Source organism: Paenibacillus diazotrophicus (assembly GCF_042610465.1).
In genome coordinates this window covers 106794-123767 of the sequence record NZ_JBGJZN010000001.1, presented here as the reverse complement: position 1 = coordinate 123767, position 16974 = coordinate 106794, and the positions used below count along the sequence as shown (strand labels likewise).

Annotated in this window: 19 protein-coding genes; 3 read left to right on the top strand and 16 right to left on the bottom strand. The window is 47.0% G+C overall.

Annotated features, from left to right (window positions below; all coding sequences use genetic code 11):
- Positions 1 to 2424, bottom strand: coding sequence for an ATP-binding protein (locus ACAN54_RS00500; RefSeq protein ID WP_379150921.1), 2424 nt, complete (start codon positions 2422 to 2424; stop codon positions 1 to 3).
- Between the two features lie 189 nt (positions 2425 to 2613).
- Here ACAN54_RS00500 and ACAN54_RS00495 point away from each other — a divergent pair, with 189 nt between their 5' ends.
- Genes ACAN54_RS00495 through ACAN54_RS00485 form a run of 3 tightly spaced genes read left to right on the top strand, consistent with a single transcriptional unit; the run spans position 2614 to position 4479 of the window.
- Complete coding sequence (locus ACAN54_RS00495; RefSeq protein WP_379150918.1) at positions 2614 to 3468, top strand: ABC transporter ATP-binding protein; 855 nt, start codon at positions 2614 to 2616, stop codon at positions 3466 to 3468.
- On the top strand, positions 3461 to 4117 hold the full coding sequence (locus tag ACAN54_RS00490) for an ABC-2 transporter permease (protein WP_379150915.1): 657 nt from the start codon (positions 3461 to 3463) through the stop codon (positions 4115 to 4117). Before ACAN54_RS00495 ends, ACAN54_RS00490 begins: the two co-directional genes overlap by 8 nt.
- Positions 4114 to 4479, top strand: a complete 366-nt coding sequence (locus ACAN54_RS00485; protein WP_379150912.1) for a GntR family transcriptional regulator — start codon at positions 4114 to 4116, stop codon at positions 4477 to 4479. The genes ACAN54_RS00490 and ACAN54_RS00485 overlap by 4 nt, the downstream gene beginning before the upstream one ends.
- Here ACAN54_RS00485 and ACAN54_RS00480 read toward each other — a convergent pair.
- From ACAN54_RS00480 to ACAN54_RS00410, 15 genes are all read right to left on the bottom strand, one after another.
- A complete protein-coding gene (locus ACAN54_RS00480) occupies positions 4436 to 4612 on the bottom strand; it encodes a hypothetical protein (protein ID WP_379150909.1) in 177 nt (58 codons plus the stop codon). The genes ACAN54_RS00485 and ACAN54_RS00480 overlap by 44 nt on opposite strands.
- A gap of 249 nt (positions 4613 to 4861) precedes the next feature.
- Positions 4862 to 5299 carry an SMI1/KNR4 family protein gene (locus ACAN54_RS00475; protein ID WP_379150906.1) on the bottom strand — a complete coding sequence of 146 codons (438 nt, stop codon included), beginning with the start codon at positions 5297 to 5299 and terminating at the stop codon, positions 4862 to 4864.
- Between the two features lie 157 nt (positions 5300 to 5456).
- Positions 5457 to 5678 (bottom strand): hypothetical protein, encoded by a 222-nt coding sequence (locus ACAN54_RS00470; protein ID WP_379150903.1) that lies wholly within the window; start codon positions 5676 to 5678, stop codon positions 5457 to 5459.
- A gap of 75 nt (positions 5679 to 5753) precedes the next feature.
- Positions 5754 to 6551, bottom strand: a complete 798-nt coding sequence (locus ACAN54_RS00465) for a hypothetical protein (protein ID WP_379150900.1) — start codon at positions 6549 to 6551, stop codon at positions 5754 to 5756.
- Positions 6552 to 6601: 50 nt separating this feature from the next.
- Positions 6602 to 7354: a hypothetical protein gene (locus tag ACAN54_RS00460; RefSeq protein WP_379150897.1), complete on the bottom strand. Its 753-nt coding sequence runs from the start codon at positions 7352 to 7354 to the stop codon at positions 6602 to 6604.
- A 346-nt stretch (positions 7355 to 7700) separates the two neighbouring features.
- Entirely contained in the window at positions 7701 to 8147 is a 447-nt protein-coding gene (locus ACAN54_RS00455) for a hypothetical protein (RefSeq protein WP_379150894.1), read from the bottom strand.
- Positions 8148 to 8165: 18 nt separating this feature from the next.
- A complete protein-coding gene (locus tag ACAN54_RS00450) occupies positions 8166 to 9218 on the bottom strand; it encodes a hypothetical protein (protein WP_379150891.1) in 1053 nt (350 codons plus the stop codon).
- Positions 9219 to 9315: 97 nt separating this feature from the next.
- Positions 9316 to 9771, bottom strand: a complete 456-nt coding sequence (locus ACAN54_RS00445) for a DUF600 domain-containing protein (RefSeq protein WP_379150888.1) — start codon at positions 9769 to 9771, stop codon at positions 9316 to 9318.
- A 17-nt stretch (positions 9772 to 9788) separates the two neighbouring features.
- On the bottom strand, positions 9789 to 10505 hold the full coding sequence (locus tag ACAN54_RS00440; RefSeq protein ID WP_379150886.1) for a DNA/RNA non-specific endonuclease: 717 nt from the start codon (positions 10503 to 10505) through the stop codon (positions 9789 to 9791).
- 34 nt (positions 10506 to 10539) lie between these two features.
- Entirely contained in the window at positions 10540 to 10722 is a 183-nt protein-coding gene (locus ACAN54_RS00435; RefSeq protein ID WP_379150883.1) for a hypothetical protein, read from the bottom strand.
- A 110-nt stretch (positions 10723 to 10832) separates the two neighbouring features.
- On the bottom strand, positions 10833 to 11252 hold the full coding sequence (locus tag ACAN54_RS00430) for a hypothetical protein (protein ID WP_379150879.1): 420 nt from the start codon (positions 11250 to 11252) through the stop codon (positions 10833 to 10835).
- Positions 11253 to 11266: 14 nt separating this feature from the next.
- Entirely contained in the window at positions 11267 to 11683 is a 417-nt protein-coding gene (locus ACAN54_RS00425; RefSeq protein WP_379150875.1) for a tetratricopeptide repeat protein, read from the bottom strand.
- Positions 11684 to 11700: 17 nt separating this feature from the next.
- On the bottom strand, positions 11701 to 15594 hold the full coding sequence (locus tag ACAN54_RS00420; RefSeq protein WP_379150871.1) for an HNH endonuclease: 3894 nt from the start codon (positions 15592 to 15594) through the stop codon (positions 11701 to 11703).
- 197 nt (positions 15595 to 15791) lie between these two features.
- On the bottom strand, positions 15792 to 16586 hold the full coding sequence (locus ACAN54_RS00415; protein WP_379150868.1) for a glycoside hydrolase domain-containing protein: 795 nt from the start codon (positions 16584 to 16586) through the stop codon (positions 15792 to 15794).
- Positions 16587 to 16632: 46 nt separating this feature from the next.
- A complete protein-coding gene (locus tag ACAN54_RS00410; RefSeq protein ID WP_379150865.1) occupies positions 16633 to 16935 on the bottom strand; it encodes a hypothetical protein in 303 nt (100 codons plus the stop codon).
- Positions 16936 to 16974 lie beyond the last annotated feature (39 nt).

The following is a 16974-nucleotide window of genomic DNA, read 5'->3' as shown; positions in this document are numbered from 1 at the left end:
TTACTTCACCTCAATCAGTTTGTGATAAGGAGCATAATCGGATTGCAAAAAGGTCTTGCCCAGCTTGAGATATTCTCGCTTCGCCGCCAGCATGATCTGCTTCATCCCGATCGGGCAGCCCTCGTGCGCGGCATAAAAGGCAGCGTTCAAAGCAATGTTCTTGATATTCCCTCCGGCAAGAATGAACTTATCCGCCATGAAATCGTAATCCATATCCGGATCAAGCGGCGCTCCCGCCGGGAACATCCCCCGCCAGATCAGACCGCGCTGATTTTTTTCGGGGAAAGGGAACTCCAGTTTGAAGTGCAGTCTGCGGGAGAAGGCATCATCCAGGTTCTGATTCAAATTGGTAGCCAGAATCACGATCCCCGTATACTCTTCCATCTTCTGCAGCAAATAACTGATTTCGACATTGGCATACCGGTCATGGGCATCCTTGACCTCGGAGCGCTTGCCGAACAAGGCATCCGCTTCATCAAAAAAGAGTATGGCGTTGGAGGTCTCTGCCTCGTCAAAAATCCGCGACAGATTCTTCTCCGTCTCCCCGATGTACTTACTCACAATCTGTGAGACATCGATTTTGTAGATTTCCAGGTTCAGCTCCGTCGCGATCACCTCGGCGGCCATGGTCTTCCCGGAGCCCGGCGGGCCGGAGAACAAAATGTTCAGCCCTCTGCCCAGCGACAGCCGGCCTGCGAAACCCCACTCCCCATAGACCAGCGAGCGGTACTTCACCTGGTGGCAAATCTCCCGCAGCTGGCTTAGCTGTTCGCCAGGAAGCACCAGCATATCCCATGTATACATGGCCCGGATCTTCGTCGCCAGCGCCTGGATTTTGCGGCTGGACTGGAAGTAACAAGCCTGGTAGAGATCTTTGGCGCTAACCTCAGCCCCGCTGGAACCGTTCCATACGGCGATATTCTCGCCACCTGTAAGTGCAGCCTGGATCTGTCCGGAAGTGAAGCGGAAGCTGCCGCTGAAATCTGCCAGCTCGATGTTCGGTGACAACCTGTAGTCCTGACCAAAGGTCGTCCAAGCCTGTTCACGGGCTGCTGCGTCCGGAAAGGGAAAGTCGATCTGCATGAAATTCAGCTGAACCCCGGTTAAGCCGATTCCCCACTGTGCTTCTCCAATAATAAAAGTCAAAGGCGCACAAGCTTCCAGCATTTCAACCAAAAGCCGGATCTTCACCCGGTAGCGGTCGTCCTCTGTCACCATGCTGTCGAAGCCTGTTAAGCAGAGGGCCGAATGTTCCAGCAGCACATGTCTTCCAAGCAATCTCAGCATTTCGCTGAAATCTACCTCGGGAAGCAGCAGCTTGTCCATTTCAGCAACAAGCACCGATAATCCCAGCTTGCCGCAGACACCTCTAATCCCGCTCAGCTTCCCGGCTTCATCCGGGCCACTGCAGTACAAAAGGCTGCCGGACCTCTGTTCCATACTGTTGTAATGTGTCACAAACCGCAGTATGTTCTGCTCCAGCTCTTCAGGAAAGCAGCTCTGTGGCGGAATCACCACAGTGTTCAGGCTGGCAATCTTCGTCAGACGCTCATCCAGCAACTCGTAGCCTAGCAGCAGGCTTACTGCCCAATCCTCCAGCTTCAGCGGCCGGGCAATTAGCGGCGTACGGCCATCGCCATATTCCCCTCTACGTTCCAGCAGGAACTTCATCAGCGGTGCATTGACATCGAACAGCAGACGGGCCGCTAGCCTTTCGTCATCCGACCCGGTAAACAACCCCAGGACGAATTCAACCGAAGGACGCTTCTCTGACATATCATTCTGCAGAAAAGCGTAGATACGTTCATACTTTCGGTCCAGCTCCGGCGCCAGACAAGCGATAAGAATACTCACTTCCACTTCCGACAGGTTTAGCGTGGATGCTACCCGCGGGAGCATCAGCCCGACCTCTAATCCTTGGCTGGCCTTCAGCCTGGCGGCGATGTGCTCTCCCAAATGACGGATCTTCGCTGTTAGAAGATCCCCATCATCCTCATCTGAGGACTGAACATTCAGCAAATAGCGGATCTCTTCGTCCATATGAGCCAGCCCTGCGTCCAGCTGTGTGGTCTCAAGCATCCTTAACTGAAGCCGGAGTTCCAGCCGCAGCAGCTCCTCTGACAGATGCTCGTGGTTAGAGCTGTAGGGTTGAGCAGGTTCGCCGCCGTCCTCCTGGTCAGTTGCGGCTTCGGGAGCAAGACAATGGGCGGACTCTGGGTCAAGGATAGGTTCATTTGTCGAGCGGGTAGCATCAGCAACTTCATTCATCTGATCTGCAGCCTGTTCGACGCTTCGATCCGGGACCAGAGCCAATCCTTCGTTCTGCATGGAATCTTGTTCTAATGCGTGTGCAGCGCTTTGTTCTGTACACTCGACTTCCGGCGTTTCCTGACGAAAGGTTCTGGCCAATTTTTTGAATTTCATCGCCTGTTTATGTCCTCACTCTATATTTTCTCGTTCATATATAAAGTAAGTTAGGGGAGGGGAATTACAACTGGGATGGGAAGAAAATTTCGTTACCGCACCAGGGAATGGGAAATACCCATTGACTTTCGTAAAAACCTTATGATACATTGTGCATACACGGAATACACAATTTCGAGGAGGTATGGTATGCTGGCACTAGATATTAGAAATTTAAATAAAAAATATCCGCAATTTCAGGTCAAAGATGTATCTTTTCAATTGGAGAAGGGCTACATCATGGGGTTCATCGGGGCGAATGGCGCAGGAAAAACAACCACAATAAAATCGATCTTGAACATGGTTCAAGTCGATAGCGGCGAGATATACATTCTTGGCAAGAACATCGCTGATCACGAAATTGACTTGAAGCAGGAGATCGGATGCGCATTCGGTGATATCGACTTCTATACACGGAGCAAGATCAAGACGCTGACCGATATTACGAAGAAATTTTATAAGAATTGGAATGATGAAACATACTACAATTATTTAAAGAGATTCAAGCTGGATGAGAACAAAAAAATAGCGGAGCTATCCAGAGGAATGAAGGTAAAGTACAGCTTGGCCCTTGCTTTATCGCATGGCGCAAAGCTACTCATCCTGGATGAACCGACCAGCGGACTCGATCCTGTCTCAAGAGACGATCTGCTCGATATCTTTCAGGAGCTCATCATTGGCGGCGAGATTAGCATTCTTTTCTCTACACATATTACCTCCGACTTGGAGCGATGTGCGGATTTTATAACCTACATTGAACAAGGGCAAATCATTGCCAGTTCAGAGAAACATGAGTTTAAAGAGTCTTACCGTTTACTCAGCGGCAGCGAAGCCCAATTGAGCGAAGTGAAAGAACATTTGATTTCCTACAAAATCAACTCCTTCGGTTTTACCGGATTGATTCATGCCAAAGACTTTGATCCACGCTCTAACCTAAGGGCAACCACTCCGACCCTCGATGAAATCATGATCTACTTCGCAAAAAAGGAGGATGTATATGTATAATTTGGTGATGAAAGATTTAAAATTAGGAGTAAACCCTTGGTTCTTCGTATTACCCTTAATTATGGGCGGCTTAATGCTTGTTCCCGGCTGGATCTACTTTATCGTACCGCTATATTTCTGCTTCATAACGATACCGAATATGTTTGGCGGATTTAAGAGTCAGAATGATCTGATGTTTAGTACGATGATGCCTGTGACCAAAACAGACATCGTGAAGTCCAGGATAACCGTTGTTGTTATTCTTGAACTCATGCATCTCCTCATTGCAATGATCTTCAGTATTTTCACGTTTCGTTTGTACCCACATCTGACTTACTTTTTCTATCCGCCGTATATGGGTTTTTGGGGATTAAGTTTCATCATGCTGGCGATCTTCAACATCATATTTATATCCATGCATTACAAGACGGCGTATAAGTATGGAGCGGCAACGACCGCATCCACTACGGCCGCTATCCTTTTTGCCGGAGTTGCCCAATGGGCCGGTATCCAAAGTTCTTGGATAAACGACATTTTCTATGGCTCAGGAACGGATAATACGGCACTGCAGCTATCCATTTTGATCGCAGGTTTCGTTATTTTTATAGCATTCACCCTAATTGCCTATCGGATTGCCGCAAAGAGATTCCTGAAAGTGGAGATATTATGAATGTAACGATTTCGAATAGTTCCGAGAAACCGATTTATCAGCAGCTTTACGAACAGATCAGCGCCCAAATTTTGAAAGGCGAGCTGGAAAGCGGCTATTGTCTACCGCCCATTCGTCAGGCAGCCCTGGAGCTTAACGTTAGTGTAATCACTGTTAAGAAAGCTTGGGAGGAACTGGAACGAAGCGGTTTGATAAATACGGTAACAGGTAAAGGATGTTTTGTAGCCAAATTTTCGCGGGGCGAGATGCTGCAGATACGTAACGAAATGATCCTTAAGCAAATGGAGAGCGACACCTCATACTACAAGTCCTTCGGTCTCACCCTTGATGAAGTAATTGGGCTGCTGAATAAGATTTATTAGCAGCCCCATTCAGACGCTTACCCTTGCGCTCCAGCTTGAACCGCTTGAACTTGAACTTCTGCAGAATCCGGTCCACCAGAGCCTGGAGCTTTTTAGCCCCCTTCATAAGCCCCTTTTGTAGGCTCTTGATCACAATTTTGCCGCCCCGGATGATCATGCGGTTATAAGAAGAAAAGGATGATAAAAACAGGCCAGTCCGTTGATTATGTTCCGGACTGACCTGTTTATTAACTATTCTTTGAAAATACTTATTGTTATACGCCGCCATCAATAAAAAGATATAGATAGGCTGCTTGCAGCAAATTCTCCCCGCGATACAGGGGATTTAGGCAATACATAGAAACCAGTTTTCTGATCTCCGCCCCCATCTGAAGACTCGGTGTTACACATATCCGCTCATTATCACTTCAATACCAATATTGTCTACTAGAAGATCTCTAAGCGTAGGTGCTATTTTCACGGCATCATTAATATCCAAGTCACCAAACCCTACCATATACAAACCCAAACCACCTTCTCCTTCCAAATATATAATTACATTACCTCCTTCATCATCTCCGATCGCAAGTGATCTTGGAATATATTTTTGTATATGATAAGCTTCGTTCATCTCAATACAATCCACCGGACCCCATATTCGGATATACATTTCTTCTTTCACTTTAATTTCCACTTCGGTAGCGATACTTATAAATTCAATATAGTCAAAAGGAACCTCAATTGTGCAGTAATTAAGAAGTTTGTTGATTTCTTCCTTTTTTGCAGGAGATTCTCTGCTGTCTATTGCATACATTGAACTTATTTCCTCAAAAATACTCATCTAGATCAATCCTTTCGAAAGGTACTCTAAGCTTTTCCAACATTTTATATTGCTGTTCCATTACCTTTTCTATTGTTTATCTAGTGAATCCCGTAGCTTTAAAATCCTTCAAGGTATTTTGCAGCTCTTGTTGCAGAGTAGTACTCCACTTCCCCAGTTATTCAGCAACTTTTGCATCTCTTCTTTCATTTTGTCTATTGGCGATCTCAGTATGCGGTAATTCTTTTTTAGTTTCTATAGTTACTGTGGGCGCTTTTCTATAATCATAGCGTTCAAGCGGTTCAAGCTGGAGCGCAAGGGTAATCATATCCGTCTGTATGGCGAGGTTAATCCTTGGGTGCTGTTGATTAACGGGGAACTGCGGGACATCAACCAACAAAAATTGAAGCAGCTTGAAGATGCTGGAAGCAAACCTATTAAACTCTGCGATGCTGAATATAGTGAACTTAAAAAACTAAAAGATGATGAGCTGAAAACTATCTCCTAGAATGGGCAAAAGAGAACCTAGAACAGTATGCTTGAACTTCTGCAGAATCCGGTCCACCAGACCCTGGAGCTTTTTAGCCCCTTTCATAAGCCCTTTTTGCAGGCTCTTAATCACGATTTTGCCGTTACGGATGATCATGCTGCCGCTCTTGGATGCGAGCTTGGCTCCGGATTTCAGCAAGCTCTTGATGCCCTTGACTCCTGCACCCGCTACCTTCTTCGCACCAGTGGCCGCAGCTCCAACGCCTTTCTTCACGGCTTGTCCGGCTTTGTTCAACCCTTTGCCGATCGCCTTGAAGCCAAGCTCCATCGCTAGTTCCACGAGTCCCATTGCGAGTGCGGTTGGCAGCGCAATGGCGGCCGGATCGCGGCGGCCGGAGAGTTGCTTGCTCTCCCCATCCTTAAGGTTCGCTTCTTGCACCAGCGCCGGATCCATCTCACCCGCTTCGACCGACTCCATTTCGATGTCGTCTGCGGTAAGCTTCTCGTCCGTCGCTTGACCGGATGCCTGCGCCTGCTCTGCCGCTGCACCTTCTGCCGCTTCTGCCCCCATAGGCTTGGAGATGTCTACTCCGAGCAGATATTCCCACATCTTTCCTTCCAGGTGACTGAGTGAACGCTTCGCCGCCTTACCGAGCGCCCCCATCCGCGCGAGCACATCCAAGAAAGTAGCAATGAGCAGGTTGCCCAGGGTGGAGATTAATTTGGTATAGAAGTTCTGCACCGCAGCCAGCGCCTGATCCACCTTGGCGGCCAGGAAGTCCATGACCTGTGTGACTTTGGTTTTGAGCTTCTGTGCCAGCTGGTTGACCGCCTTTACGGCCTTGTTAACGACGCCATTAATTTTGCTTTGGCAGCGATGCCCAGGAATTTGACAAATACCACGGAGACCAGCTTTTTGAGCAGCGCGCCCAGGCCTTTGATCAGGTTGGTGATCAGCTTGCGGCCCAGTTCGATAATGCCCAGCACAGCTTGTTTGGCTTTTTCAAAAATGAACTTCACTGCTTTGCGGAGGCCCTCGAAAATAAAGTTGACCGCTTTCTTGACAAGATCGACCACGGCTTCGAGTTTGTCCTTCACCCAGCCGAGGAAGCCGCCTTTTTTCTCTTCCTTTGCTTTCTCTTCTGCATGCTTGCCGTCGGCATCCTTCTTGGCTTTGCTGTAGGCCTGAGTGGCTTCCCGCTCCGCTTCAGACTGCTTTTTCTGCGCTTCCCGTTCTTTTTCGGTCCGGACGCTGTTGATCTCACCTTTTTTCTGCTGCGCTGCCGCTCCAGCCTGTCCGGCATAGTCGGCTTCGGCTGCATCCAGCTCGTTTTTCCATTTCCCGCGCAGGTTGTCGACTTCCGCCTTGGCTCCCGCCTGCTGGCTGAGGCTGAGCTGCTTGTTCTTGGCATCGGCTTCCGCCTGCTGGATCTGGGCATGGCTGTCTGCTTTGGAGATCAGCACCTTGCTGTCAAATTTCGCTTTTTCCTTGCTGTATTCCGCCTGCTTGGCACCGAGCTGCTTCTTCATTTCTGGGGCAAGGCGACTCGCCTTAAAGTAACCGTACCTGTTATGTTGGCTGGTCATACCAGATTTCTTTCTGCACCGTAATCACCGTTGCGAGGGCGTTTAACTGGGAGACAAAGTCCTATTCCTTGCATAAAACCTATACTATAGTTGTTGTGCTATCTATCTTGAAAGATGCATTTTCTTTTTCTCAGCATCACTATCGTTATATAGTATTCTACATAGCGAGTAATTTTAATAACCGCTAGATGACAAAAGATAAAAAAACAGGTCAACCATGGCAGTATCTTCCATAATTGATCTGTTTTATGTAACGCTTTATTTAGTTTCATTATTGTGTGTACAAATATCTTTATAGGGTAATCCGTATTAAATTGTTTCTCAAGAAATCTCCCTTCTTTCTCTCCTAGTTCGATAATATTGTTACCTCGCAATGCTTTAAGTTATAAGTTTTGAATACTTCAAATGCCTTTTCTGAGACGACTAAATATTTTTTGGGGGTTATACAAATATCTTCTCCAGACCATCCAGAAAATTGCGCTCCTTCAATAATAATATTTCCTAAAGGAATTAGCCGCTTAAATGTTGGTAGTTCTCTATTGGGATATAATTCTATAAATTCATCCGTCAAAGATACTTCCATTTCCTCTAAATGAAACCCTGTAATGTTAGACATAATTAGTGATTGTCCAAGTAGCTCTGACACAATGTAACATGGAGTTGATTCTAAAAGTTCATCACCTAGCCACCCATGAAACTCATAATGCAAGCGACTAACTGAGTTGTCATTATTAAATAGAGTCTTTTCTCCCAACTCACCAGCCACTTCAGGTTCTAACATATATAATTTCATTTTGAACAACTCTCTTTCCTACTGAATAGGTGGATTAAATAAATGGCCGTATATACTATCAATAATTTTTGCTTGATGTATTATTTGCTCTTTTGTAGCATTTGGATTTTCCTTATAAAACCTATTCCATTCAATTCTTATTTTAGATAGATGTACGTCACTATTAATTTCTTTCGGTATGCCTCTTAAGTTATTGTAATCATGCATTTCAACCTCAGTGAACAGTCCCTTATATTCAGGTTTTCTCAGAACTTGCTGTTCAATAGAATGGTGAACCACTACATCTCCTTCTAGTTCTGGATGTTTTTCAAAAAACACTTTTTTATAATCAAACTTCAACTTAATACTATTAAAATCTATTTTACTTTTATCTCCATCGGCTTTCTTAGAGATATTTGCTCTTTTTTTATCTTTTAAGCTACTTAGTTTGTCAAACTCCGCATCGCTAAGCTTGATCGACTTCTTGCCCTCAAGTTCTAGATCTTTCAATTCCTTTTCAAGCTGCTTCTCATCGACGTCCTTCATCGTCCCGTCAATCAACAGCACCCAAGGATTAACCTCGCCATACAGGCGAATATGCTTACCCTTGCGCTCCAGCTTAAACCGCTTGAACTTGAACTTCTGCAGAATCCGGTCCACCAGACCCTGGAGCTTTTTAGCCCCCTTCATGAGCCCTTTTTGCAGGCTCTTGATCACAATTTTGCCATTTCGTATGATCATGCTGCCGCTCTTGGACGCAAGCTTGGCTCCGGATTTCAACAGGCTCTTGATGCCCCTGACTCCTGCACCCGCTAACTTCTTCGCACCAGTGGCCGCAGCTCCAACGCCTTTCCTCACGGCTTGTCCGGCTTTGTTCAGCCCTTTGCCGATGGCCTTGAAGCCAAGCTCCATCGCAAGCTCGACGAGTCCCATCACGAGGGCCGTTGCCAGCGCAATAGCGGCCGGCTCGATCATCTTCTGCCAGCCCTGGCTTAGGTAGGTGCCAATGTAGCCGGAGGCTTGGACAATAGTCTGGGCCACGGATTTAATCGCATCCGCTTGCAGATACATCGTGATCAGGTTGATAATCATCGGAAGATTCCAGGAGGAGTTATTATTTCGAAAAAAGAAAAATAAGGTCGATTATTCAGTCAATAGACTGTAATCGGCCTTTTTTCAAATATACATATTAAAGAACCTTACTTTTTATCTCCTCAAACCATTCATCTGCAATATTATGAGCCGTTTTAATATCATCATGAGTATATACTAATTCATACTTGTATTCCGCTTGAAGCCTGCCACTCGTAACATCATATATTAATTTCATCTCAGTTGGCATGTCTCTTTCATATTCCTCGCACAATTTTTTGATATTAGCAATATTCTCATTTATGATTTCTAATACCTTAAACATTCGTTCCGAGGACACATCATATCTTTCCTCCCCATTCTTCAATGCATCATTGACTTTGTGGCACTCTAGATACTTATTATTAATTAAATAAAAGAAACTACTTGACACAATACCTTCTTCACTTGAAGCGTAAATAAATATCTTATCGGCTCTATCTTCAACAAATTCCATACATATAGATACCATATCTGCTTGTAATTCACTAAATATCTCTTCAAATTCCTTCATACTGATTTCCACTCCTTTTAATTATTTTCAAAAACATTAATGCCCGGTTTACCGTCAATAGTATATTTAACAATAAATTTATCCGGACGTACACCTTCTTCAGAGTAAATCATCTCAATATCAACTGTTACTTTTTTGGGAGGCTTTGCGTTTAATGCAGCAGCCCACATATTTTCAATTTTCTTAAATTGTTTCTGATTAACATCTGATAGTTGTGATACCAAATTATCAATTTTAGGTGAGCCTCCAAACCTATCACCTGCCAAATGTCCTGCATCGTCTTTACCTTTTATTTTACCAGGTGTATTTTTGCTATGCGGTAATCTTTCTTTTCTCTTTGTTAATTGCAAATAATCAGTTTCAAACTTAGAAAGCCTACCTAGATTATCTGTTTCATAAAAATAATCATACTCTCCAGTTTTATACCTAATATTAGGATTTAACTTATTTTTTCTTCCATTTGTATATTGTTCCCCTTTGCCAACTAATGTTTTATCCTTAATTATTGAACCATCTTTATCCGTTCTCTCAACACTATTAAACTCAATCTTACTCTTATCCCCATCTGCATTCATAGAGACTTTTTTTATTTCTGTACCTTCTAGCTTACTGAGTTTACTATGTTCTGCATCACTAAGCTTGATCGGTTTCTTGCCATCGAGTTCTAGTTTTTTTAATTCCTTTTCGAGATTCTGCTCCTTGATGTCCCGCAGTTCCCCGTCAATCAGCAGCACCCAAGGATTAACCTCGCCATACAGACGGATGTGCTTACCCCTTGCGCTCCAGCTTGAACCGCTTGAACTTGAACTTCTGCAGAATCCGGTCCACCATACCCTGGAGCTTTTTGGCCCCCTTCATAAGCCCCTTTTGCAGGCTCTTAATCACGATTTTGCCATTACGGATAATCATGCTGCCGCTCTTGGATGCGAGCTTGGCTCGGGTTTTCAACAACAATAGTAGGGGGAGGAAAGATTTTATAATACCAATTGGGGAGGAAAACAAAAATACAACCACCCTAGTGCGTGTTGCTCCGGGGTGGTCTAAAATAATCACAGGCTACATTATTTTTCCTTAAAAAACTTTAAATATTTTACCTCTTCACCCTCAAAACATCTTCCTTTTGATTTTTGATCGGCAATATAGAAAAGTTCTCTAGCCATTATCGGATCAGTAGATTCAAATGCTACTCTTCCCGCCAAGAATTCTCTCTTCCCGCTATCTACTCTCTCAAGGTCACAAATAAATATAATATTAGCCCATCTTCGTGCTTGTACATAATCTTCTGCCAACAGACAAAACTGTATCATGTACTCCACGATTGTATAACTTTCATCATAGGTTACTTTAGGATATGGAAGTAAGTCCCACCCGCTCTCAAGTATACTTACAGCCTCCGCAAATTCCTTATTTTTATATTTTTCTGCACAATCTCTAAAGAGACTATCAATCTTTTCTTTTAATGGTGGTTGAAGTAATACCATTTCTTTTCCCTCCTTCAGATTAAGCTTTTGATAGAATTAAAGTATTTTTCATCTTCCTCGTCAAAAATATCCTGACCTTCTAACATGTACGCCCTTAATAAATACTCCTTGGACTGTTCAAAATCTTGGGTTTCAAAAAGAGTTTCTCCAATTCTTAAAAGAATTAAAGGATTGAATTTACCGTCAGGACAATTCAAGGCGTTATAAAAATATTCTTTTGCTATTTTATATTCTTTTTTCATAAGATATACCTCACCAAGCGTAGTGTATATCCATGTACTTGCTTCCCAATCACTCTTTGGATTGGGGACTAATTCTAGTGCTGATAAGTATTTAGTTATCGCTAGATCTACTCTGTTCTCGTCTAATAATTCATCACCGATCTCACATAATATTAAAATTTTTCCATGTATTTCGTCAGTTAATTCCATGAATTAGGTTCCTTTCTTTATTTAAGTGGCAACTCATAATTTTGTCCAAGTTTTGCCCCTTCTGAACGATTTAGTTTGAAATGATCAAGTACATAATTTTCTGATTTTAACATCCACTCTCTAACTTCTTTACTCTTAGCTCCAAGTTTTTTGCCTACATTATTCCACCAAGTGACAGCATCAGTTAGGTGGGCCATATCAGCCTCACTAATATCATACCATTTTCCATCACTTGCCAAAAACTTAGTTTTCCCAAATATATCTTTAGTTATTTTACCTTCAGCTTCCATTCTTTCTATAACCTCTCGACCAGTCCTGGATTTTTTCCCAGGCGTTCGCCCCAAATACTTTTCTCGTAATTTTTGGGGTCTCTTTCTATTAAAATCTATCTTACTCTTATCTCCATCTGCATTCTTGGAGATTTTTGCTCTCTTTTCAATGTCTATTTTATTAAGCTTACTATATTCCGCATCGCTAAGCTTGATTGGCTTCTTGCCATCGAGTTCTAGTTTCTTTAATTCCTTTTCGAGATTCTGCTCTTTGATGTCCCGCAGTTCCCCGTCAATCAACAGCACCCAAGGATTAACCTCGCCATACAGACGGATATGCTTACCCTTGCGCTCCAGCTTGAACCGCTTGAACTTGAACTTCTGCAGAATCCGGTCCACCAGACCCTGGAGCTTTTTGGCCCCCTTCATAAGCCCTTTTTGCAGGCTCTTGATCACGATTTTTCCGTTACGGATGATCATGCTGCCGCTCTTGGACGCAAGCTTGGCTCCGGATTTCAGCAAGCTCTTGATGCCCCTGACTCCTGCACCCGCTACCTTCTTCGCACCAGTGGCCGCAGCTCCAACGCCTTTCTTCACGGCTTGTCCGGCTTTGTTCAGCCCTTTGCCGATCGCTTTGAAGCCAAGCTCCATCGCCAGCTCAACGAGTCCCATCGCGAGGGCCGTTGCCAGCGCAATAGCGGCAGGCTCGATCATCTTCTGCCAACCCTGGCTCAGGTAGGTGCCAATATAGCCGGAAGCTTGGACAATAGTCTGGGCCACGGATTTAATCGCATCCGCTTGCAAATACATCGTGATCAGGTTGATAATCATCGGAAGCGCAGCGGTAATGGCCCCGCCTGTGATGATCTCTGCAGCCACGACGCCAACCAAGATGCCAGCAAGGGCAGCCAAAAGCTTCAATCCATTACTCTTCATCCATTTTATTACATATGATTTAATCTGGTCAAACAGCATTTTCGCATTGCTCGCACGAAGTTTCGCGCCATCGGCAATTTTGCTGCCCAGGCTTTGATCCACTTTTCCAGGATCGAATTCTGCCATGATGCTGTCCATGGTGGCCGGATCGCGGCTGCCGGAGAGCTGCTTGCTCTCCCCGTCCTTAAGGTTCGCTTCCTGCACCAGCGCCGGATCCATCTCACCCGCTTCGACCGACTCCATTTCGATGTCGTCTGCGGTAAGCTTCTCGTCCGCTTGAGGCTGACCGGAGTCCTGCGCCTGCTCAGCCGCTCCTGCCCCCATAGGCTTGGAGATGTCTACTCCGAGCAGATATTCCCACATCTTGCCTTCCAGGTGACTGAGCGAGCGCTTCGCCGCTTTACCCAGCGCCCCAATCCGGGCAAGCACATCCAGAAACGTAGCAATGAGCAGGTTGCCCAGGCTTGAGATTAACTTACTGTAGAAGTTCTGTACCGCAGCCAGCGCCTGATCCGCCTTGGCGGCCAGGAAGTCCATGACCTGCGTGACTTTGGTTTTGAGCTTCTGTGCCAGCTGGTTGACGGCCTTCACGGCCTTATTGACGACGCCATCAATTTTGCTGCATATTTTGGCAGCGATGCCAGGGAATTTGGCAAACACCACGGAGACCAGTTTTTTGAGCAGCGCGCCCAGGCCTTTGATCAGGTTGGTGATCAGCTTGCGGCCCAGCTCGATAATGCCCAGCACAGCTTGTTTGGCTTTTTCAAAAATGAACTTCACTGCTTTGCGAAGGCCCTCGAAAATAAAGTTGACCGCTTTTTTGACAAGATCGACCACGGCTTCAAGTTTATCCTTCACCCAGCCGAGGAAACCGCCTTTCTTCTCTTCCTTGGCTTTCTCCTCTGCATGCTTGCCGTCCGCCTCCTTCTTGGCTTTGCTGTAGGCCTGGGTGGCTTCCCGCTCCGCTTCGGACTGCTTCTTCTGCGCTTCGCGTTCTTTTTCGGTCCGGACGCTGTTGATCTCGCCCTTTTTCTGCTGCGCTGCCGCTCCAGCCTGTCCGGCATAGTCGGCTTCGGCTGCATCCAGTTCGTTTTTCCATTCCCCGCGCAGGTTGTCGACTTCCGCCTTGGCTCCAGCCTGCTGGCTGAGCTGCTTGTTCTTGGCATCGGCTTCCGCCTGCTGGATTTGGGCGTGGCTGTCTGCTTTGGAGATTAGCACCTTGCTGTCAAATTTCGCTTTTTCCTTGCTGTATTCCGCCTGCTTGGCACCCAGCTGCTTCTTCATTTCCGGGGCAAGGCTGCGGTTCAGTCCGGCCGTCATGTCCGCAGGCACTCCCAGTGCAGGGAGCTTCTTGGCTCCGGGTGCATTCCCGCCCTGCAGCTCTGCGGAAGCCTTCACCGTAGAGCCGTCCGGCTCAGGATAGATGTCATTCTCACCAAACGGAGTGTGGATCTGGCCCATCTCCGCCTGCTTGGCTGCCCCTACCTGCTGGGACGCCTCCTGACCCATGCCTTCAAGCTGGGAGGGGTCTGCCTCACCAGTCATGCTGATGCCCGGAGGCTGCGACGCAGCGGACCGGATTTCACCCATGATGGCTTCGGGATTACCTTCGGAGCCGGAAGATCCGATGTTCATTCGTTCCAGGTTGCCTGTAGTCGCCGTCCCGCCAGTACGCTCGCTTTTGTATCCCTCCGGAGCGGAGTGTTTCAGTGGCGCTGGCTTTTTCCGGGCTTGAAAGACTCTGCCTTTCAACCCTGTTGGGGCTGGAATTACTGGCAGCCCCTGCCGGGTTTTCTGCTTCTGCTTCGCGAAAGCCCCTGCAGACACATCCACCGCCTGAGCGTAGGCGTCTCCCATCTCTGTCGGCTGAACCCGGGTCAGCTGATCGAGGATCTGTCCGGGATCCTCCCCGTGGATGTTCACCTTCTTGGCCTTGGCGGGCTCTTCCTTTCCGTCTCCGGCCAAAGCGCCCAACGCATCTCCTAGCGAAGGTTCCTTCGCGGCTCCCTTAGGTGCAGGTTCCCCCGAAGTTTCCTTACCTGGCTTCGATTCCTTTTCCGCCTTGGCCTCTTTGCCTTCCTTGGACTCTTTACCTTCCGCCGGCTGTTCTTTTCCATCCTCTTTAGCCTTCGAACCCATTGCCGGTTCTTCAGCTGGCTGATGAGCTTCTACCTTCTCTTTACTGGCCAACTGCCCTCCATCCGTCTTCCTCTTGCTACCTTCTTGGCTGGAAGAAGAAGTTCCCGCCAAGGATTTGACCCACGTTTTGAGTGTAGTGGCAGTCTTTGCTCGAATGCCGGACTTTTCATTCTGCTCGGCCTTCGGCTCAGTCTGAGCGTTGACGGGTTGTGCCGTTAGTGCAGGTTCTTGCGCCTGAGGCTGCTGCTCCGTCCGGGAATCCCCCGCAATCCCCTGCCCTTGCTCACCCTGCTTCGTACCTGTTGCCTCACTTGTCTGACTACCTTCCTTGCTCTCCTTCAAACTGGATAACAAGTGAACCACGGCACGGTTGCCGAGGGTACGCTGGAGCGCCAGCTTGTCTTCCCGGCTTAAAGAGGCCGGGTTCTGCCGGATACGCCGGATGATCTCCACCGGGTCTGGCAGCTTGGCCGTTGCCGGCTTCACGAAATTGGATGGTTTGCTATATGGTTGATGACTGCCCGAAGTGTTCTCTTTGTCCTTGCTTACGGTTGCATGGGTCTGCAAACGGATTCCCCCTCTGTAAAAAAATTGCTCCTATAGATAAAGTAAAATCCATAGTGCTTTTTACAGCCGGAAGGGAAAATAAAACTATTTATTGCATCCCTTCACCTCTCATTCTCCCTCTAAATAAAAAGTAAAAAGCCACCCGAAGGTGGCTGTTAACAGCATTTTTACCAAGTCTACTATACTGGTGGGTAGTCCTACTTCTCCCCTTCCACAGCTTGACCTGATGCTTTGCGTATCTCATCTGCCAGGCGGTGGAATTCCTCTCGGGATTCCGGGCTACCTGCCGCCATATAGGCAGCTTTAATGAAGGCTATGATCTTATTCGCGTCCTCTTTGACCAGCATATATTCCTTCACCCCCCCGCTCGAACTCGTCGGTGGGGAAGGAACCGTAGTAAGAGTATTCCACCATCCCGCATCACCGCTGGACAGATTCATATCCACATTCACGCCGTGGATCGGCTGCCCGAGCCCTTTGGGTCCATTATCGTATTGATAGATGTGTATGCCTTCTGCTTTCCGGCCTCTGCTCCAGGCGTAGGTCTGCCAAAAACCTGTGCATGCCTTGGCTGCCATCACCGCTTCAACAACTGCCGCGCTTCCGTATACACCCGTTCGGAACTTCGGTGAGGCTTCACCCGCAGCCTTGATATACTGGATTACCGAAGCCATCTGGCTTGCTGAGGCATCGAAATCTACCGCAAAGTAAATCCGGCTTCCCTCCGGCTGGCCGACAGCTATCGCTGTTTGTGCTGCAGCCGCCCCGTCAGCAAGACCTGCGTCGCGCCCTCCCAGCGCACGGCTGGCTGTTGTCTCATATACAGAGACAATTTGCAGACCGGCAGCGCTGATAGCTGCCGCCTCAGCCCTGGTGAGTCTTTTCCAGCCAGAAGGTACCAGGTACCGGCATACGAATTCATAACCGTCCTCCCGGAACCGCTTCGCTAACGTCTTCGTCAGCGGTGCCGCACAATCAAATCCCTTGGCCATTGCTGTATCCTCCTTCCTCATCCATCATCCGCCCCTGATATTTCTGCTACCCGATCAACAGCTTCATCAGAAGACCCAAGGCCGCAATGAATAACCCTGAACTGCTGATGATGGTTCCCACCAGCCACCGCTGGCTTTCTCCTTGCCTGACCTTCAATCTGGCCAGCTCATCCCGTATTTCATCCATACGCAGATGGGCCGATTTGCTGCTCTGCATAGCCTCTAGCGCAATATCCCTTGCGCTATTCATAATATCGAGCTTCGTTTCTACGCGGGTCAACCTTTGCAGAATTTCATTCATGTCGTCTGGCATATCGTACCCCCGGAATGGAGCTGCTTGATCTCTCATTAAGAATATAGGCTCCAGGCTGCAGCCAATCTTACAGGA

Coding starts and splice junctions, on each gene's coding strand:
- ACAN54_RS00450 (WP_379150891.1), bottom strand. CDS start 9,218: ATGATTATCAACCTGATCACGATGTATCTGCAAGCGGATGCGATTAAA.
- ACAN54_RS00445 (WP_379150888.1), bottom strand. CDS start 9,771: ATGAAGGAATTTGAAGAGATATTTAGTGAATTACAAGCAGATATGGTA.
- ACAN54_RS00425 (WP_379150875.1), bottom strand. CDS start 11,683: ATGGAATTAACTGACGAAATACATGGAAAAATTTTAATATTATGTGAG.
- ACAN54_RS00430 (WP_379150879.1), bottom strand. CDS start 11,252: ATGGTATTACTTCAACCACCATTAAAAGAAAAGATTGATAGTCTCTTT.
- ACAN54_RS00410 (WP_379150865.1), bottom strand. CDS start 16,935: ATGAGAGATCAAGCAGCTCCATTCCGGGGGTACGATATGCCAGACGAC.
- ACAN54_RS00455 (WP_379150894.1), bottom strand. CDS start 8,147: ATGAAATTATATATGTTAGAACCTGAAGTGGCTGGTGAGTTGGGAGAA.
- ACAN54_RS00500 (WP_379150921.1), bottom strand. CDS start 2,424: ATGAAATTCAAAAAATTGGCCAGAACCTTTCGTCAGGAAACGCCGGAA.
- ACAN54_RS00485 (WP_379150912.1), top strand. CDS start 4,114: ATGAATGTAACGATTTCGAATAGTTCCGAGAAACCGATTTATCAGCAG.
- ACAN54_RS00495 (WP_379150918.1), top strand. CDS start 2,614: ATGCTGGCACTAGATATTAGAAATTTAAATAAAAAATATCCGCAATTT.
- ACAN54_RS00490 (WP_379150915.1), top strand. CDS start 3,461: ATGTATAATTTGGTGATGAAAGATTTAAAATTAGGAGTAAACCCTTGG.
- ACAN54_RS00415 (WP_379150868.1), bottom strand. CDS start 16,586: ATGGCCAAGGGATTTGATTGTGCGGCACCGCTGACGAAGACGTTAGCG.
- ACAN54_RS00460 (WP_379150897.1), bottom strand. CDS start 7,354: ATGACCAGCCAACATAACAGGTACGGTTACTTTAAGGCGAGTCGCCTT.
- ACAN54_RS00465 (WP_379150900.1), bottom strand. CDS start 6,551: ATGGACTTCCTGGCCGCCAAGGTGGATCAGGCGCTGGCTGCGGTGCAG.
- ACAN54_RS00475 (WP_379150906.1), bottom strand. CDS start 5,299: ATGAGTATTTTTGAGGAAATAAGTTCAATGTATGCAATAGACAGCAGA.